This is a genomic window from Streptomyces sp. CHD11, from assembly GCF_018638295.1.
In the GTDB taxonomy this organism is placed as follows: Bacteria; Actinomycetota; Actinomycetes; order Streptomycetales; family Streptomycetaceae; genus Streptomyces.
In genome coordinates this window covers 1-17,534 of the sequence record NZ_JABTTS010000027.1, presented here as the reverse complement: position 1 = coordinate 17,534, position 17,534 = coordinate 1, and the positions used below count along the sequence as shown (strand labels likewise).

The 17,534-nt window shown below is 70.7% G+C and carries 16 protein-coding genes, 1 rRNA gene and 1 riboswitch; of the genes, 5 read left to right on the top strand and 12 right to left on the bottom strand.

From position 1 onward, the window contains the following. Window positions 1-135: 135 nt before the first annotated feature. From HTV45_RS24025 to HTV45_RS24010, 4 genes are all read left to right on the top strand, one after another. Entirely contained in the window at window positions 136-531 is a 396-nt protein-coding gene (locus HTV45_RS24025; protein WP_215207941.1) for a molybdopterin-binding protein, read from the top strand. A gap of 160 nt (window positions 532-691) precedes the next feature. Next, complete coding sequence (gene modA, locus HTV45_RS24020) at window positions 692-1,483, top strand: molybdate ABC transporter substrate-binding protein (RefSeq protein WP_215207940.1); 792 nt, start codon at window positions 692-694, stop codon at window positions 1,481-1,483. Beyond that, window positions 1,480-2,307, top strand: coding sequence for a molybdate ABC transporter permease subunit (gene modB, locus HTV45_RS24015; protein WP_215207939.1), 828 nt, complete (start codon window positions 1,480-1,482; stop codon window positions 2,305-2,307). Before modA ends, modB begins: the two co-directional genes overlap by 4 nt. A gap of 5 nt (window positions 2,308-2,312) precedes the next feature. Continuing rightward, window positions 2,313-3,443, top strand: coding sequence for an ABC transporter ATP-binding protein (locus HTV45_RS24010; RefSeq protein WP_251692667.1), 1,131 nt, complete (start codon window positions 2,313-2,315; stop codon window positions 3,441-3,443). 58 nt (window positions 3,444-3,501) lie between these two features. On the opposite strand, the gene gcvP is transcribed toward HTV45_RS24010, so the two are convergent. Then, window positions 3,502-6,387, bottom strand: a complete 2,886-nt coding sequence (gcvP, locus tag HTV45_RS24005) for an aminomethyl-transferring glycine dehydrogenase (RefSeq protein WP_215207938.1) — start codon at window positions 6,385-6,387, stop codon at window positions 3,502-3,504. A 174-nt stretch (window positions 6,388-6,561) separates the two neighbouring features. Beyond that, window positions 6,562-6,657, bottom strand: a riboswitch (glycine riboswitch). A gap of 113 nt (window positions 6,658-6,770) precedes the next feature. On the opposite strand from gcvP, the gene HTV45_RS24000 reads away from it, so the two are divergent. After that, window positions 6,771-7,145, top strand: a complete 375-nt coding sequence (locus HTV45_RS24000; protein WP_215207937.1) for a PRC-barrel domain-containing protein — start codon at window positions 6,771-6,773, stop codon at window positions 7,143-7,145. Window positions 7,146-7,155: 10 nt separating this feature from the next. Here HTV45_RS24000 and HTV45_RS23995 read toward each other — a convergent pair whose 3' ends face one another. The 11 genes from HTV45_RS23995 to rrf all read right to left on the bottom strand — a co-directional run bounded on the left by HTV45_RS23995 (window position 7,156) and on the right by rrf (window position 17,532). Beyond that, the gene (locus HTV45_RS23995) at window positions 7,156-8,547 is read right to left on the bottom strand and encodes a DNA polymerase IV (protein ID WP_215207936.1); all 1,392 of its coding nucleotides are present in this window, start codon (window positions 8,545-8,547) and stop codon (window positions 7,156-7,158) included. Window positions 8,548-8,615: 68 nt separating this feature from the next. Next, the gene (locus HTV45_RS23990; protein WP_215207935.1) at window positions 8,616-9,296 is read right to left on the bottom strand and encodes a MerR family transcriptional regulator; all 681 of its coding nucleotides are present in this window, start codon (window positions 9,294-9,296) and stop codon (window positions 8,616-8,618) included. 192 nt (window positions 9,297-9,488) lie between these two features. Continuing rightward, window positions 9,489-9,962, bottom strand: coding sequence for a bifunctional nuclease family protein (locus tag HTV45_RS23985; protein WP_004934251.1), 474 nt, complete (start codon window positions 9,960-9,962; stop codon window positions 9,489-9,491). An 82-nt stretch (window positions 9,963-10,044) separates the two neighbouring features. Beyond that, window positions 10,045-10,785 (bottom strand): MerR family transcriptional regulator, encoded by a 741-nt coding sequence (locus HTV45_RS23980; protein WP_215207934.1) that lies wholly within the window; start codon window positions 10,783-10,785, stop codon window positions 10,045-10,047. A 38-nt stretch (window positions 10,786-10,823) separates the two neighbouring features. Next, entirely contained in the window at window positions 10,824-11,756 is a 933-nt protein-coding gene (locus tag HTV45_RS23975) for an FHA domain-containing protein (RefSeq protein ID WP_215207933.1), read from the bottom strand. Window positions 11,757-11,817: 61 nt separating this feature from the next. Beyond that, window positions 11,818-12,729, bottom strand: a complete 912-nt coding sequence (locus HTV45_RS23970) for a DUF881 domain-containing protein (RefSeq protein WP_251692664.1) — start codon at window positions 12,727-12,729, stop codon at window positions 11,818-11,820. Between the two features lie 5 nt (window positions 12,730-12,734). Next, window positions 12,735-13,067: a small basic family protein gene (locus HTV45_RS23965; RefSeq protein ID WP_003988855.1), complete on the bottom strand. Its 333-nt coding sequence runs from the start codon at window positions 13,065-13,067 to the stop codon at window positions 12,735-12,737. Continuing rightward, window positions 13,064-13,900: a DUF881 domain-containing protein gene (locus HTV45_RS23960; protein ID WP_251692677.1), complete on the bottom strand. Its 837-nt coding sequence runs from the start codon at window positions 13,898-13,900 to the stop codon at window positions 13,064-13,066. Before HTV45_RS23960 ends, HTV45_RS23965 begins: the two co-directional genes overlap by 4 nt. Before the next feature lie 191 nt (window positions 13,901-14,091). Next, a complete protein-coding gene (locus HTV45_RS23955) occupies window positions 14,092-16,587 on the bottom strand; it encodes a mannose-1-phosphate guanyltransferase (RefSeq protein WP_215207931.1) in 2,496 nt (831 codons plus the stop codon). 102 nt (window positions 16,588-16,689) lie between these two features. Continuing rightward, window positions 16,690-17,307: a CDP-alcohol phosphatidyltransferase family protein gene (locus HTV45_RS23950; protein ID WP_215207930.1), complete on the bottom strand. Its 618-nt coding sequence runs from the start codon at window positions 17,305-17,307 to the stop codon at window positions 16,690-16,692. Window positions 17,308-17,415: 108 nt separating this feature from the next. Beyond that, window positions 17,416-17,532: ribosomal RNA gene (gene rrf, locus HTV45_RS23945) — 5S ribosomal RNA — on the bottom strand. Window positions 17,533-17,534 lie beyond the last annotated feature (2 nt).

The following is a 17,534-nucleotide window of genomic DNA, read 5'->3' as shown; positions in this document are numbered from 1 at the left end:
CTCCTCCTCCCGGCCGGAGCCCGTCCCGCCCGCGTATCCCCACGGGCGTCCGTTCGCCGGAGGCCACGGGTCCGGGAGCGGACCGCGGAGGTCCCTGCCCGCGGCGGCCCCGGCCCGCGTCCTATCGTGACCGGCATGCAGTCCTACACGATCGGCCAGGCAGCCAGGCTGCTCGGAGTGAGCCCGGACACCGCCCGCCGCTGGGCGGACGCGGGACGTGTCGCCACCCACCGCGACGACGGCGGACGGCGGCTCATCGACGGCCGGGATCTCGCCGCGTTCTCCGTCGAGCTCGCCAGGGCGGGCACCACCGGGGAGGACACCCCGTACACCTCCGCCCGCAACGCCTTTCCCGGCATCGTCACGGCGATCAAGCTCGGCGACGTCGCGGCCCAGGTCGAGATCCAGGCGGGCCCGCACCGCCTCGTCTCCCTGCTCACCCGCGAGGCCGTCGAGGAACTGGGGCTGGAGGTCGGCGTGGAGGCCGTCGCGCGAGTGAAGTCGACAAACGTCCATATCGACCGCTTTTGATCTATACAGGAACAGGGCAGCGCATCTGCGCACCCTTCTCACCCTGCACCTCGCTCACGCGAGGGTGGAACGTATTTTCCCCTGGCAGATGCGTCGGTATCATCGACGGAGTGGACGAGCTCTGCGTGCGCGTCCCCGACCCGCCGAGGGAGCCTCCGACATGATCCGTTCCGTACGACGGACCCGCGCGCCCCGCCGGACCGCCGTCGGAGCCGTTGCCGTACTGGCGCTGAGCGGCTGCGCGCAGCCCTCCCCGGGAGCGGAGGCGGAAGGCGTCACCGGCCCGGTCACCGTCTTCGCCGCCGCCTCCCTGAAGGAGACCTTCACGGAGCTGGGTGACCGGTTCGAGAGGAAACACCCGGGGACCGAGGTCGCCTTCAGTTTCGGCGGAAGCGACGCCCTGGCGGCCGGGATCAACAACGGCGCCCCCGCCGACGTCTTCGCGGCGGCCGGGACGGCCACGATGCGGACCGTCACGGACGCGGGCCGCACGGCGGGCCGGCCGGGCACCTTCGTCCGCAACCGGCTGCAGATCGCCACCGCACCGGGCAACCCACTGGGGATCGGCTCTCTGAAGGACCTGACCGCGTCCGGCCTGAAGGTCGTGCTGTGCGACAGGACGGTTCCCTGCGGCGACGCCGCACGGACCGCGCTGGCGGCCGGCGGCGTCGAACTGACACCCGCTTCCTACGAGCAGGACGTCAAGAGCGCCCTGACGAAGGTCGAACTCGAGGAGGCCGACGCGGCCGTCGTGTACCGCACGGATGTGCGCGCGGCCGGTGACAAGGTGGAGGGCGTGGAATTCCCCGAGTCCGCCGAGGCCGTCAACGACTACCCGATCGCTCCGCTGAAGAACGCCCCGAACCCGTCGGCGGCGAGGGCGTTCGTGGACCTGGTCCGGTCTTCCGAGGGCCGGACGGTGCTGGGCGGCGCGGGATTCCTGCAGCCGTGACCACCGGCCGGAGATCTCCCCGGAAGGCACACCCCCGCCCGCCCGGCCGAGGTGTCCCGCTCGCCCTTCTGCTGCCCGCCCTGCTGGGCCTGGCCTTCCTCCTGATTCCCCTCCTCGCCCTGCTGCTGCGTGCCCCCTGGCGCAGCCTGCCCGCACAGCTGTCCGGCCCCGGGGTGTGGGAGGCGCTGCGTCTGTCGCTGCTGTGCGCCACCATGGCGACCGCGCTCAGCCTGGTCCTCGGCGTTCCGCTGGCCTGGCTGCTGGCCCGTACCGATTTCCCGGGCCGGAGTCTGGTCCGGGCGCTGGTGACGCTGCCACTGGTCCTGCCTCCCGTGGTCGGCGGTGTCGCGCTGCTGCTGGCGCTGGGCCGCAACGGAGTCGTCGGGCAGTGGCTGGACGCGTGGTTCGGCATCACCCTGCCGTTCACCACCGCGGGCGTCGTCCTCGCCGAGACGTTCGTGGCGATGCCGTTCCTCGTGATCAGCGTCGAGGGCACCCTGCGGGCCGCCGACCCGCGCTACGAGGAGGCGGCCGCGACCCTGGGCGCCTCCCGTTTCACGGCGTTCCGGCGCGTGACCCTGCCGCTGATCGCTCCGGGCGTCGCGGCCGGTGCCGTACTGGCCTGGGCGCGGGCCCTCGGGGAGTTCGGCGCGACCATCACCTTCGCCGGCAATTTTCCCGGCCGCACGCAGACCATGCCGCTCGCCGTCTACCTCGCCCTGCAGAACGACCCGGCCGCCGCGATCACCCTCAGCCTGATGCTGCTGGCGGTGTCCATCGCCGTACTGGCCGGGCTGCGGGACCGCTGGATGAGGACCGTCTGACGATCATGCCGAAGAAGCCTGGCAGGAAGAAGCCCGAGGGGACGGCCGGCCCCGCCGGCACCACACCCGCCGCATCCGCCCCGGCCCGACCCGCCGCCGAAGGGCTGGACGCGCACCTCGTGGTGGACCGCGGCTCGTTCCGCCTGGACATCGCGCTGACCGCCGGGCCCGGTGAGGTCGTCGCCCTGCTGGGCCCGAACGGCGCGGGCAAGACCACCGCCCTGCGCACCCTCGCCGGCCTCGCGCCCCTCACCCGCGGCCATCTGCGGCTGGACGGCGCGGAGCTGCACCGTACGCCGCCCCAGTCGCGTCCGGTGGGCGTCGTCTTCCAGGACTACCTGCTCTTCCCGCACCTGACCGCCCTCGACAACGTGGCCTTCGGACCGCGCTGCCGGGGCGCCGGCAAGGCGGAGGCCCGCGCCCGGGCCGCCGAGTGGCTGGAGCGGATGGGCCTGGCCGAGCACGCCGGTGCCAGGCCCCGGCACCTGTCCGGTGGCCAGGCCCAGCGCGTGGCGCTCGCCCGCGCCCTGGCCACCCACCCGCGGCTGCTGCTGCTGGACGAACCGCTCGCCGCCCTGGACGCCCGCACCCGGCTCGAGGTGCGCGCCCGGCTCCGCCGCCATCTGGCCGACTTCGAGGCCGTCGCCGTCCTGGTCACCCACGATCCGCTGGACGCCATGGTGCTCGCCGACCGTCTGGTGGTCGTGGAGCACGGCCGGACCGTGCAGAAGGGCACACCGTCCGACATCGCCCGGCACCCGCGCACCGGGTACATCGCCCAGCTGGTCGGCCTCAACCTCTACCGCGGGCAGGCCGAGGGCCACACCGTCCGGCTCGACGCGGGGCCCGCCGTCAGCACCACCGACCGCCTCTCCGGGCCCGCCTTCGTGGCGTTCCCGCCCGGTGCGGTGACCCTGTACCGGGACCGGCCCACCGGCTCCAGCGCCCGCAACCTGTGGCGCTGCGCGGTCGCCGGACTGGAGACCCACGGGGACCAGATCCGCGCGGAGCTCACCGGTGAGCTCTCCCTGACCGCCGACCTCACCACGGTCGCGGCCGCCGAACTCGACCTCCATCCGGGCGCGCCGGTCTGGGCCGCGGTCAAGGCGACACAGACGCACGCGTACCCGGCGTAGCGGCGGGGCATGGCGAAGGGCCCGCTCCGCACGCCGGAACGGGCCCTTCGCCGTGGTGTCAGTCCTCGTACGCGTCCAGCGGCGGGCAGGAACAGACCAGGTTCCGGTCGCCGTAGGCCTGGTCGATGCGGCGCACCGGCGGCCAGTACTTGTCGGCGGCGCTCACTCCGGCCGGGAAGACGGCCTCCTCGCGGGTGTACGCGTGGTCCCACTCCCCGCCGAGGGCGGCGGCGGTGTGCGGGGCGTTGCGCAGCGGGTTGTCGTCCGCGGGCCACTCACCGGAGCCGACCCTCTCGATCTCCGCGCGGATCGCGATCATCGTCTCGCAGAACCGGTCGAGTTCGGCCAGGTCCTCGGACTCGGTGGGCTCGATCATCAGCGTGCCGGCCACCGGGAAGGACATCGTCGGCGCGTGGAAGCCGTAGTCGATCAGCCGCTTGGCCACATCGTCCACGCTGACGCCGGTCGCCTTGGTCAGCGGGCGCAGATCGATGATGCACTCGTGCGCGACCAGCCCGCCGGGACCGGTGTAGAGCACCGGGTAGTGGGGTTCGAGGCGCTTGGCGATGTAGTTGGCGCTGAGCACGGCCACCTGCGTGGCCCTCTTGAGGCCCTCGCCGCCCATGAGCCGGACGTACGCCCAGGAGATGGGCAGGATGCCCGCCGAGCCCCACGGCGCCGCCGAGACGGGCCCCACGCCCGTCTCCGGCCCGGCCTCGGGCTGGAGCGGGTGGTTCGGCAGGTAGGGCGCGAGGTGTGCCCGCACGCCGACCGGGCCGACGCCGGGACCGCCGCCGCCGTGCGGGATGCAGAAGGTCTTGTGCAGGTTCAGGTGCGAGACGTCGCCGCCGAAGTGACCGGGCTTGGCCAGCCCCACCAGGGCGTTGAGGTTGGCGCCGTCGACGTAGACCTGGCCGCCGGCCTCGTGCACCTCGGCACAGATGTCGGCCACGTGCTCCTCGAACACCCCGTGCGTCGACGGGTACGTGATCATCAGCACCGCCAGCTGCTCGCGGTACTGCGCGATCCTGGCCCGCAGGTCGTCGACGTCGACCTCGCCGTCGTCGGACGTCCTGACGACGACGACCTTCATGCCGGCCATGACGGCGCTCGCCGCGTTGGTGCCGTGCGCGGAGGACGGGATGAGGCAGATGGTGCGCTGTTCATCGCCATTGGCCCGGTGGTAGCCGCGTACGGCGAGCAGCCCGGCCAGCTCGCCCTGGGAACCGGCGTTGGGCTGGAGGGACACCTTGTCGTAGCCGGTGACCTCGGCGAGACGCTCCTCCAGCTCGCGGATGAGCGTGAGATAGCCCTGTGCCTGCCCGGCGGGCACGAAGGGGTGCAGCTGACCGAACTCGGGCCAGGTGACCGGTTCCATCTCGGCGGTCGCGTTGAGCTTCATCGTGCAGGAGCCCAGCGGGATCATCCCGCGGTCCAGCGCGTAGTCGCGGTCGGCGAGCCGGCGCAGGTAGCGCAGCATCGCGGTCTCGGAGCGGTGCTGCCTGAAGACGGGGTGCGTCAGGTACTCGTCGTCGCGCAGCAGGGCGTCCGGCAGTGTGTCCGGCGCAGCCGCGTCCAGCGCCTCGATGTCCCCCTCGACGCCGAAGGCGGTCCAGACGGCGGTCAGCTGTGCCCGCGTGGTGGTCTCGTCGCAGGCGATCGAGACGTGGTCGGCGTCGGCCAGACGCAGGTTGACGCCGTTGTCACGGGCGGCGGCGACGACCTCGGCGGCGCGCCCGGCGACGCGCACGGTCAGCGTGTCGAAGTAGGAACCGTGCACGATCTCGACCCCGCCCGCCCGCAGTCCCTCGGCGAGGACGCCGGCGTACCGGTGGGTGCGCCGGGCGATGGTCCTCAGACCCTCGGGACCGTGGTAGACGGCGTACATGCCGGCCATGACGGCGAGCAGCACCTGCGCGGTGCAGATGTTGCTGGTGGCCTTCTCGCGGCGGATGTGCTGCTCACGTGTCTGCAGGGCGAGGCGGTAGGCCTTGTGTCCGTCCGCGTCGACCGAGACACCGACGAGCCGTCCGGGCAGGCTGCGCGCCATCTTCTCCTGCACGGCCATGTAACCGGCGTGCGGTCCGCCGAAGCCCATCGGCACGCCGAAGCGCTGGGTGGTGCCGACCGCGATGTCCGCGCCCAGCTCACCGGGCGACTTCAGCAGAGTGAGGGCGAGCAGGTCGGCGGCGACGGTGACGAGCGCGCCGAGCGCGTGCGCCTGGTCGACGACGGGCTTGATGTCGCGTACGGCACCGGAGGCGCCCGGGTACTGGATCAGCACTCCGTTGATCTCGCGCTCGGCGAGTGCGGCGGGGATGCCGTCGCTCAGGTCGGCGACGACGACCTCGACGCCGGTGGGCTCGGCGCGTGTCTCGATCACCGCGATCGTCTGCGGCAGGGCGTCCGCGTCGACCAGGAAGAGACCCTTCTTGTTCTTGCCCATGCGCCGCGACAGCGCCATCGCCTCGGCGGCGGCGGTGCCCTCGTCGAGCAGGGAGGCACCGGAGGTCGGCAGGCCGGTGAGCTCGGCGACCACGGTCTGGAAGTTCAGCAGCGCCTCGAGCCGGCCCTGGGAGATCTCCGGCTGGTACGGCGTGTACGCCGTGTACCAGGCGGGGTTCTCCATCACGTTGCGCAGGATGACGGGCGGGGTGAAGGTGCCGTAGTAGCCGAGCCCGATCATGGAGCCGAGCACCTCGTTGCGGTCGGCCAGCGCACGCAGCTCGGCCAGCACCTCGGCCTCGCTCCGCGCATCCGGCAGATCCAGCGCTTCGGCGTTCTTGATGACGTCCGGTACGGCGGCGGCCGTCAGCTCGTCGAGCGAGCCGTAACCGACCTGGGCGAGCATCTTGGCCCGGGCCTCGTGGTCGGGGCCGATGTGACGCTGTTCGAAGGGGATTCCCCGTTCGAGTTCGGAGAGCGGAGTGCGAGGGGCGGTCATTGAGGAGGCCTCCTGGTCCGACGACCTTCGAGGGGCACCACGGCACAGGTGCCCGGACGGCCTCCCCCTCTGTCATCTCAACCTGAGAGCTTCACCGGAACGCCCGGGGCGGTCCGGTTTTCACCGTCGGTGAGAGCGGAAGCCGTCGACACCCGCCCTGCTTTCCAGAGTGACCTCGTCCGTGCGGTACGTGTGCCTGAGAGATTCCGGGGAGGATTTGCTCCTTCGGCGCCTCCGATGGTGCCTGGAGGACTCTCCCGCACGGGGTCAGCAGCCGTTTGCCAGCGTACCAGCGAGCACACCACCGGGTTTTCGAGTGGCCGCACCGCCGATTGTGCCGTTTTGTAGTGCTTACGGATGAGTGTGCGACCAGTGGAGGGCCCGTGCAGACCGACATCGATCCGCGCCACCTGATCGGCCGCAAGGCGTTCGACCGCAACGGAACCCGGATCGGCACGATCGACGAGATCTACCTCGACGACGCCACCGGCGTACCGGAGTGGGCGGCGATACGCACCGGCCTGTTCAGCAGGGACGCCTTCGTCCCCCTGGAGCCCAGCGAACTGATCGACGGCGCCCTGCACGTGCCGTTCGAACGGACCCTGATCAGGGACGCACCCGACTTCGGCGTGGGCCGCCATCTCTCCCCCGAGCAGGAACTCCAGCTCTACCACCACTACGGCCTGGACATCGCCGCACCTCCGGCCCTCGATGACCGTGACTTCGGCAAGCTCGCGGGCAGGGACAAGCAGGTCTGATCCACCCCGCTCACCGGCTCTCCGCCACCGGACCCCCGCCGGCCTCCGCCGCCTCGCCCTCCCCCGGTCCTCGTGACACCAGCGGCAGCGGATCGGCCGGCTCCAGGGCGGGGTCGTCGGTGCGGAAGGTCCGCACCCGGCCCGGCGCGGAGCCGGGGGTCTCGAAGCGCACGGTGACCCGGCCCAGACCGCTGCCCTGCACCCAGCCGTGGCCGTGCGCGGTGTGCCGTACGTCGTGTCCCGCGGGCCAGTGCCGCTCGGGGGGCGTCCGGCTTCCGGCCGCGGACGGGGCCCCGGGCTCCTCCGCGGGGACCGGCTCCTCCTCGACGCCCGCCGCCTGCGCGAACAGGTCCTCCTGCGTGTAGTCGGCCAGTCCGCTGACCCCCACCCCGAGCAGCCGCACACCGCCGGTGGTGTCGACCGAGTCCAGCAGCCTCGCGGCGGCCTCCCGCACCACCCCTGGATCGTCCGTGGGTCCGCGCAGGGTCTCGGACCGGGTGAGGGTGGAGAAGTCGTACCGGCGCACCTTGAGCACGATGGTCCGTCCGGACAGCCCCGCCTCGCGCAGTCTGCGCACACACCGCTCGGCGAGCCGCCGCACCTCCGTGGCGACCCGCACCCGGTCGTGGATGTCCACGTCGTACGTGTCCTCCACCGAGACCGACTTGGTCTCCCGCTCGGAGACCACGGGCCGCTCGTCCCGCGCCAGCGCCATCGCGAAGAGCGCGTGCCCATGGGCCTTGCCCAGCAGCCGTACCAGCTCGTCCTCCCCCGCCCCGGCGAGCTCCTCGACCGTGTGGATCCCGGCCCGGCGCAGATGATCACCGGTCGCGGGCCCCACGCCGGGCAGGGTCCGGACGGGGAGCGGTCCGAGCAGCGCCCGCTCGGTGCCCGGCTCGATCAGGACCAGTCCGTCCGGCTTCGCCTGCTCCGACGCGATCTTCGCCAGCATCTTGGAGGCGGCCAGCCCCACCGATCCGGTGAGCGTCGTGGTCGCCCGTATGTCCGCGCGGAGCTTCGCCCCGGCCAGGCGGGCGGACCGGTCGTCCCAGGCGTTGCCGCCGGCCTCCAGGTCCACGAAGGCCTCGTCCAGACTGAGCGGTTCCACCAGGGGGGAAAGGGACCGCAGCAGTCCCATCACCTGACCGCTGACCGACCGGTAGAGGGCGAACCTCGGCACCAGATACGCGGCGTTCGGCGCGAGCCGCCGGGCCTGCGCCATGGGCATCGCCGAATGGACGCCGAACACCCGGGCCTCGTACGAGGCGGTGGCGACCACGCCACGCGGGCCGAGACCGCCCACCACCACGGCCTTCCCCCGCAGGCTCGGCTTGGACGCCTGCTCCACCGAGGCGAAGAAGGCATCCATGTCGAGATGCAGGATGGTGGGCGCGGATCTCACACTCCGATGCTGCCCCACACCACTGACAATGCCCTCACCGGAGGGCCGGGCGGGTCGCGGACGGGGCCTCAGACAGCCCGGTTCCGCCGCCGCGCCAGCTCGTCCATCGGATTGTGACCGACCAGGGTCTCCCCCGTGTCGACGCGCTCCCCGTGCAACTGGGACAGCGCGCTGTCGACGTCCCGCCACACCACGCCCACCGCGATACCGAAGACACCCTGGCCGCCTTGGAGCAGGGCGTGCACCTCGTCGGGCGAGGTGCACTCGTAGACGGTGGCGCCGTCGCTCATCAGCGTGATGCGCTCCAGGTCACAGAATCCGCGCTCACGCAGATGCTGTACAGCGGTACGGATGTTCTGCAGGGACACACCGGTGTCCAGGAACCGCTTGACGATCTTCAGGACGACGACGTCGCGGAAGCTGTACAGCCGCTGCGTCCCCGATCCGTGGGCCGGTCGCACACTCGGCTCGACCAGTCCCGTGCGAGCCCAGTAGTCGAGCTGCCGGTAGGTGATGCCGGCCGCGGCGCAGGCCGTCGGCCCCCGGTATCCGACCTCCTCGGACGCCATGGCCGCCCCTCCGCCGCCCGGTACGGCCGCCGGCCGCTGCGAGGCGTGATCGATCGCCCCGCCGTGCAGGGGGTATCCCCCGCCCGGGCGGAGCCGGGAGCTCTGGGGAGGATACGGCCCGCCCGCCCCGAAACCGTGTCCGGGGGCACCCCCAGCCGTACCGTCGCCGCTGCTTCTCACGCCGACCTCCGTCCTTGACCTGCCTCCTCGAAGGTAGGCAGTCACCAAGGGTGCGTCAACGATCGCCACACTCGGCACGCCGAGTGATAATCACCCTAAGAGTGGTTTACCGTGCCTCATGCCGGGGAAAGGGTGGCCGAATGGCCGCTTCGACGGCCCCGACGGGCCGCCCGCACGGCGGCACTCGCCCCCTCACTGGTTACTGGTTCCGAAGTCCTCCGGCGAGATCTGGTCGAGGAACTCGCGGAACTTCTCCACCTCGTCCTCCTGCTCGTCCGGGATGGCGATCCCCGCGTCGTCGAGCACCGTGTCGCTACCGTAGATCGGCGTGCCCGTGCGCAGGGCCAGCGCTATGGCGTCGGAGGGACGGGCGCTCACCTCGACCCCGCTGGCGAAGACCAGCTCCGCGTAGAAGACGCCCTCGCGGAGATCCGTGATGCGCACTTCCGTGAGCTCCTGTCCGACGGCTTCCAGCACGTCCTTGAACAGGTCGTGGGTCAGCGGCCGTGCCGGCGCCATGCCCTGCTGGGCGAAGGCGATGGCCGTCGCCTCCCCCGGTCCGATCCAGATGGGGAGGTAGCGGTCGCCGCCCACTTCACGCAACAGCACGATCGGTTGGTTGGAGGGCATCTCGACCCGGACACCTACGACATCGAGCTCGTTCACACAGCAACCCTAGGCCGTGCCCGGGACGTTTGGGTAGTCGGGCAGGGATCAGGTGGCCGATCCGGCCCCGTCGACCCCCCGCTCAGGGCAGCCGTACCCCGAGCGCCGACTGCACCAGTGCCGCGTGCAGCTTCACCGTGAGAGAGGCCAGCTCCTTGGTGCGGGCCTCCGCGTGCGCCCTGGTCTGCGGGTTCCGGTGGCGCCGCAGCGGGGCGACGACCTGGTCCACCAGAGAGGCCTCGCGGTCGGCGGCGGCCTTCATCGCCCGGAGATGGCGCGGCTCGATCCCGAACCGCCCCAGCTCGGTGATGAGCCCGGCGAGGGTCACCGCCTCGGCGTCGTACAGCCCGTCCGCCACCGGGGCGAGCAGGCCGTACGACTCCCACTCGGCGAGCTCGGCCTCACCGACACGGGCGGCGGCGAGCAGCTCGCAGCGCCCGATACGGGCCGGCGCGGACCCCTCGGCGGTGGCCCCGGGAGCGGCCTCACCCTCACCCTGACGGCCCAGCGCCGGCAGCGGGACGGCCTCACCGCGCTCCATGGCCGCGAGGTGCTCCCGGATCACCTTGAGCGGCAGGTAGTGGTCCCGCTGCATCCTCAGCACACGGCCGAGGCGCTCGACGTCCCCGTCGCTGAACTTGCGGTACCCGGAGGAGGTCCGCCGCGGTTCGATCAGCCCCTCCGACTCCAGGAAGCGGATCTTGGAGATGGTGACCTCGGGGAACTCCTCACGCAGCACGCCCAGCACCGCGCCGATGCTCATGAGTCCGGTGCCTTCGGCGGCGGCGCCGTTGCCGGCACCGCCGCTCGGTGTCTGGAGCATGGACCTTCCCTGGGGGCCTCCGGCCGCGACCGGGGTCGTCAGTAGCCCCGCTGGCTCGCGTAGAAGACCAGCCGGTACTTGCCGATCTGCACCTCGTCACCGTTGGCCACGGCGACCTGGTCGATCCGCTCCCGGTTGACGTAGGTGCCGTTCAGGCTGCCGACGTCGGCCACCGTGAACGATCCGTCCGGGCCCCGGCGGAACTCCACGTGCCGGCGGGACACCGTGACGTCGTCCAGGAAGATGTCACTCTGCGGGTGACGCCCGGCCGTGGTCAGGTCGCCGTCCAGCAGGAAACGGCTGCCCGAGTTCGGCCCGCGGCGCACGACCAGAAGCGCGGACCCCACCGGCAGCGCGTCGACGGCCGCCTGCGCCTCGGGAGAGAGCGTCGGCATCGCCGTCTGGCCGGTGGCCTCGGCGTCGTAGGCCTCGAGACCGGAGATCGAGATCGTGGACGTCGTCTCGGAGGGGCGCTCGGGAGCCACTCCGGGCTTCAGCGGCGCACCGCAGTTGGAGCAGAAGCGGCTGTTTTCCGCGTTGCGGTTACCGCACCTCGTGCACACCAGGGCCGACATGGACGGATCCTCCTGCCGCGGCTGCCCACCTGGGGCCTGGGACGCGTACGGGTCGGGGTACCCACCACCCGTACCCGAGGTCGACGGTTGCCCGAAAACTATGCCGCCCGGCTGCGCGGGGTCAACGGACGACGCGCCCTGGCCCACCTGGTCCCGGAACAGCGGACGCCGACCTTCCGCATCAGGCTGCGCGCGATGGCGGGCGGTCGCATTGTCGCCGTCGCCTCGCCGCGCGCTCTTGCCGAACAACTTCCCAAACAACTTCACGGGCGATTCCCCTTGACCGAAACAGACCCGCCCGTGGGGCAGGACGAACCCTGACTGAACACATTGGCCGACCCGGACATCTTCACAACGTCCGCCTCCGCCAGACAGTTTCCACCACGCACCACCCATTCGGTGCGCCGACCCCCCGCAACCTCATGCCCTCGCCGGACGGCCCCCATGCACCCCCGGTTCACCGGGAGGACGACCGAGCGTAGTCAGGCCGCTCCGCCGCCCGCAAGGCATCCACAACGATCTTGGTGGACCGCTCCACGGTAACGGTGGCCCGTTCCTTCTCGAGAGTCTGCACCACGCCTCCGGGGATGTTGAGCGCCGGCTCGAGGTCCTGCGACTTGCCGATGACCTTGAAACGGTACGGCGCGGTGATCTTGTTCCCGTCCACGTCGACGCCGTTGCCGGAATCCGTCAGATAGGTGCCCGCGACCACGCGCACACCGTTGACCTGAATCGCCTCGGCGCCGGCCGCACGCAACTCCTGGATGGCGTCCAGCAGCATGTTCGCCTCGACCGTCCCCTTCGTGTCCTCGATGGTCATCGTGATGCCGGGGCCCTGTGCGGCCACGGTGCCCGCCAGGACGCCGAGTTGCCGTTCCTTCTCGATCGTCTGCTTCCGCGCCTCCTCGGCCTGGTCGGAGCTGTTCTCCAGCTCGTCGCGCTGCTCCTCCAGACCACGCCTCTCGTCTTCAAGACGTTCTGTGCGGTCATCGAGTTCATCGAGGATGCGTACAAGATCTTCCTGCCGGGCCCCGCGCAGCGCGCTGTCGCCGTCGCTGTGGGAGGCGACCTGGACGGCCAGACCGAAGCCCAGACCGAACAGCAACAGGGCGACGATGAGCTGCGCCCGGGTCAGCCGCGGTGGCCACAGCCCCTTCACCAGCCGTTGCCGCCCGCTCAGCGCGGCCCCGGCGGGCTCCCGTGGAGCGTCCTCCTCCGCGGCCGCCGGAGCGCCGGCGGGCACCTCGGCGGGCAGTTCCCTGCGCAGACCGGCCGGGGGCGGGTCCGCGGGAGCGGTCCTGGGCCGGGACACCGTCGGGCGCGTAGACGCCTCGTGCTCCTGACCGTGCTCGTGCTGCTGCTCGTTCATCGGCCTCACGCCCGGAACACGTGACGGCGGATCGCCGCAGCGTTGGAGAAGATACGGATGCCGAGGACGACCACGACCCCGGTGGACAGCTGGGCCCCCACACCGAGCTTGTCGCCGAGGAACACGATCAGCGCGGCGACGACGACGTTCGACAGGAACGACACCACGAAGACCTTGTCGTCGAAGATCCCGTCGAGCATGGCCCGGAGACCTCCGAACACGGCGTCGAGCGCCGCGACGACGGCGATCGGCAGATAAGGCTCGACGACCGCCGGAACCTCGGGCCGGACCAACAGTCCGGCCACGACTCCCACGACGAGGCCCAGTACGGCGATCACGATGTGCCCTTCTCGGTTATCGGTTGTGCGGTACGTACGATCACGCTCGGTGCGGCGGGCAGCCGGACGTCGTCCTCCGTGGAGATGGCCGTCCGGATGCCGTAGTTCTCCTGCAGGGCATGCAGGTACAACCCGTCCGCGCTGTTCTGGAACCGGTCGCTCATCGCTCCGCCGTCCCCCACCGCCAGCACCGTGTACGGGGGCACCAGCGGCCTGTTGTCGACCAGTATCGCGTCTCCCGCGGCCCTGATCGCCGACAGGGCGGTCAGGCGCTGTCCGTTGATCGAGACGGCCTCGGCGCCGGACTCCCACAGACCGTTGACCACGCGCTGCATGTCGCGGTCCCGCACCCGCCCGGTGTCGGAGAACCCGGAGGCGGCCCGGGCGTCCGAGCCGCCGCCCCCGCCGGCGTCCTCGGCGTCGTCCACCACCAGGCGCACGCCGGGACCGTGGACCGCGGTGGCACCGGACAGGATCCCCACCAGCGTGGACCGGTCGCCCTCGCCGCTGTCCCGCAGCGCTTCACGCTGCCGTGCGCTCACGTCCGCGCGCAGCTCGTCGACGGCGTCCTCGAGCCTGTCCGCCGCCGCGGTCTCCTGATCGATCCGGTCGATCAGCTCCTCGCGCTCCTTGGCGACCACGGGAGCCTCGACGCGGGCCTGCGCGGCACCGACGGTCACGATCAGCGCGGCCAGGACGAGTCCGCCGGCGAGTCCGAGTTTCGCCCTGAGGGTCTTCGGCATGCCGCCGCCCCCCGCGGACTGCTTCCGGGCGGCGGCTTCGGCGTATCCGTCGTCGAGGCTGTGGTCCATGACGTCGGAGATCAGCGACATGGAGGCGTCCGGGCGCGCGGGCCGCGCGGATGTGCTCCCAACGGGGGGTTGCTGCGGCATGCCGCACATCGTCGCACGCCGCGGCCGGTACCTCCGAAACGGCCCCGCCGACGTGCCGGACGGGTCCGTCGGGACTCCGTCCGGCACGTCGGCGGGGCTCCCGCCCGGTCCGTCACCGGGCGGCTGCCCTCCTACCTGCCCGCGCTGTCCACGACCGCCGACCACTCGTCGAGGAGGGCCTGCGCCGAGGCGTCGTCGGGACCTTCGGCCCACAGATGGGTGACCGCCTCCGCCGGGTCGGGCAGCACCATCACCCAGCGGCCGTCGGTCTCCACCACGCGCACGCCGTCCGTGGTGTCCACGGAGCGGTCTCCGGCCGCCTCGACGACCCGCCGCATCACCAGACCCTTGACCGCCCACGGGGTCGCCAGATCCCGTTTCAGCACATGCGCCCGCGGGATCCGCGCGTCGATCTGGCTGAGCGTGAGCTGGGTGCGGGCCACCAGCCCGATGAGCCGTACGAAGGCCGCTGTGCCGTCGTAGACGCTGCTGAACTCCGGGACGATGAAGCCGCCCTTGCCGTCGCCGCCGAAGATCGTCCCCTCTTCACGGCCGACGCGCGTGAGGTCGTCGGGCGAGGTGGTCGTCCACTCGACCTGCGTTCCGTGGTAGGCCGCGACCTGTTCGGCGATCCTCGTCGTGGTCACCGGCAGCGCGACCCGGCCGCTGCGCCGCTCGGAGGCGATGAGGTCGAGCATCACGAGCAGCGCCCGGTCGTCCTCGACGATCCGGCCCTTCTCGTCGACCAGGGACAGCCGCTCACCGACAGGGTCGAACCGTACGCCGAAGGCGGCCCGGGAGGACGCCACGATCTCCCCGAGCCGGACCAGCCCCGAGCGCCGCATGTCCGCCGTCTCGGTCGGCCTGGATTCGTCCAGACCGGGGTTGATGGTCAGCGAGTCGACACCCAGCTTGCCGAGCAGGCTCGGCAGCACCAGTCCGGCACTGCCGTTGGACGCGTCCACGACCACCTTGAGGCCGGATTCCGCGATCCCGGTGATGTCGACGTTGCGCAGCAGCGACCCCGTGTAGGAGTCGAAGACGCTCGCCGGGAAGTGCAGATCCCCGATCTCTCCGGGGAAGGCACGCCGGTACTCCTGCCGTGCGAAGACGCGGTCGAGCTTGCGCTGGCTGCCCTGCGAGAGGTCGGCGCCCTGCCCGTCGAAGAACATGATGTCGACGGAGTCCGGCACCCCGGGCGTGGTCCGGATCATGATGCCGCCCGCGCTTCCCCGCGCGGTCTGCTGCCGCGCCACGGGCAGCGGTACGTTCTCCAGGTCCCGTACGTCGATGGCGCTGGCCTGCAGCGCGGAGATGACCGCGCGCTTCAGAGCGCGGGCACCCCGGGAGTGGTCGCGGGCCGTGGTGACGGTCGAGCCCTTCTTGAGCGTCGTCGCGTAGGCGCCGGCCAGCCGTACCGCGAGTTCCGGAGTGATCTCGACGTTCAGGATCCCGGACACTCCGCGGGCCCCGAAGAGATGGGCCTGGCCCCTGGACTCCCAGATGACCGAGGTGTTGACGAAGGCACCGGCCTCGATGGTCTTGAACGGGTAGACCCGCACATTGCCCTGGACGATCGATTCCTCACCGATCAGGCATTCGTCTCCGATGACGGCGCCGTCCTCGATCCGCGCGGCCCGCATGATGTCGGTGTTCTTGCCGACGACACAGCCCCGCAGGTTGCTGTGCGGTCCGACGTACACGTTGTCGTGCACGACGGCCTTGTGCAGGAAGGCGCCGGACTTCACCACGACGTTGGACCCGACGACGGTGTGCTCGCGGATCTCCGCACCGGACTCGACCTTGGCGTAGTCGCCGATGTAGAGGGGGCCGCGCAGGTCGGCGTCGGGGTGCACCTCGGCGCCCTCGGCGACCCAGACCCCGGGGGAGATCTCGAAGCCGTCGATGTCGACGTCGACCTTGCCCTCCAGGACGTCGGCCTGCGCCTTCACGTAGCTCTCGTGCGTGCCGACGTCTTCCCAGTATCCCTCGGCGATGTAGCCGTAGACGGGCTTGCCTTCCTTCATCAGCTGCGGGAAGACATCACCGGACCAGTCGACGGGCACGTCGGCCTCGACGTAGTCGAAGACCTCCGGCTCCATGACGTAGATACCGGTGTTCACCGTGTCGGAGAAGACCTGCCCCCAGGTCGGCTTCTCGAGGAAGCGCTCGACCTTGCCTTCCTCGTCCACGATGGTGATGCCGAATTCCAGCGGATTGGGCACGCGGGTCAGACAGACCGTGACCAGAGCGCCCTTTTCCTTGTGGAAATTGATCAGCTCGGTGAGATCGAAGTCGGTGAGGGCGTCGCCGGAGATGACGAGAAAGGCGTCGTCCTTCAGCGCCTCCTCCGCGTTCTTGACGCTTCCGGCGGTACCGAGGGGCTTCTCCTCGTTGGCATAGGTGAGCTCCATTCCGAGCTCCTCGCCGTCACCGAAATAGTTCTTGACGAGCGACGCAAGGAACTGGACAGTCACAACAGTTTCGTTGAGCCCATGCCTTTTGAGCAGCCGCAGAACGTGCTCCATGATCGGCCGGTTGGCCACCGGCAGGAGCGGCTTGGGCATGCTTGAGGTCATGGGGCGAAGGCGGGTGCCTTCGCCTCCGGCCATCACGACGGCCTTCATGTCGGAAGCGTCCTCCTCGAAGAGACGACGGTCTGCCGATTTCACCCGCCAGGTCGGCCGGCACTTTCGGTGCGGGCCGTCGCGCCACGATGCGCGTACGAATCAGCGGGCTCTATCGGCCACAGCGTCCGCACGAACCAGACGGCGGACTTGGACCACGTAAAGCACTCCTGCCCACCAATACAGGGTTGTACCCCATCCCGCGAACGCCCAGCCGAAAATAGCAGCGAGTGACGAGATCCAGCCAGTTCCGTCACTGAGCAGGAGCAGTGGGAACGCGTACATCAGGTTGAAGGTGGCGGCCTTCCCCAGGAAGTTCACCTGCGGGGGTGGATAGCCGTGCCGCCTGAGGATGCCCACCATCACCAGCAGCACCAGCTCACGGGCCAGCAGTACGGCGGTCAGCCAGAGCGGCAGGATCTCGCGCCAGGTGAGGCCGACGAGGGTCGAGAGGATGTAGAGACGGTCGGCGGCCGGATCGAGCAGCCGGCCCAGGCTGCTGACCTGGTTCCACCGCCGCGCGAGCTTGCCGTCCAGGTAGTCGCTGACTCCGCTGAAGGCGAGCACCAGCAGCGCCCACCCGTCGCTCTTCGGGCCGCCGAACTCCGGCCTGAGGATCAGCCACAGGAACACGGGTACGCCTACGAGCCGCGCCATGCTGAGCATGTTCGGGATGGTGAGGACGCGGTCTGTCTGCACCCGCGTCTCCTGGACCTCCACCCGGGATCCTCCTGTGGAATGTTGTCGACGGTGCCCCCCGACCTTACCCCAACGCAAAAAAGCTCCGGCTCTCGGGCTGTATGCCCAAGAGCCAGAGCTCTAATAGGAGTTCGGCGGCGTCCTACTCTCCCACAGGGTCCCCCCTGCAGTACCATCGGCGCTGTAAGGCTTAGCTTCCGGGTTCGGAATGTAACCGGGCGTTTCCCCTACGCTATGACCACCGAAAC

Bases quoted from the DNA above. Each gene is read 5' to 3' on its own strand.
- HTV45_RS24025 (WP_215207941.1), top strand. From the start codon at position 136: ATGCAGTCCTACACGATCGGCCAGGCAGCCAGGCTGCTCGGAGTGAGC.
- modA (WP_215207940.1), top strand. From the start codon at position 692: ATGATCCGTTCCGTACGACGGACCCGCGCGCCCCGCCGGACCGCCGTC.
- HTV45_RS24010 (WP_251692667.1), top strand. From the start codon at position 2,313: ATGCCGAAGAAGCCTGGCAGGAAGAAGCCCGAGGGGACGGCCGGCCCC.
- gcvP (WP_215207938.1), bottom strand. From the start codon at position 6,387: ATGACCGCCCCTCGCACTCCGCTCTCCGAACTCGAACGGGGAATCCCC.
- HTV45_RS23980 (WP_215207934.1), bottom strand. From the start codon at position 10,785: ATGCTCCAGACACCGAGCGGCGGTGCCGGCAACGGCGCCGCCGCCGAA.
- HTV45_RS23975 (WP_215207933.1), bottom strand. From the start codon at position 11,756: ATGGGTGGTGCGTGGTGGAAACTGTCTGGCGGAGGCGGACGTTGTGAA.
- HTV45_RS23970 (WP_251692664.1), bottom strand. From the start codon at position 12,729: ATGAACGAGCAGCAGCACGAGCACGGTCAGGAGCACGAGGCGTCTACG.
- HTV45_RS23960 (WP_251692677.1), bottom strand. From the start codon at position 13,900: ATGTCGCTGATCTCCGACGTCATGGACCACAGCCTCGACGACGGATAC.
- HTV45_RS23955 (WP_215207931.1), bottom strand. From the start codon at position 16,587: ATGAAGGCCGTCGTGATGGCCGGAGGCGAAGGCACCCGCCTTCGCCCC.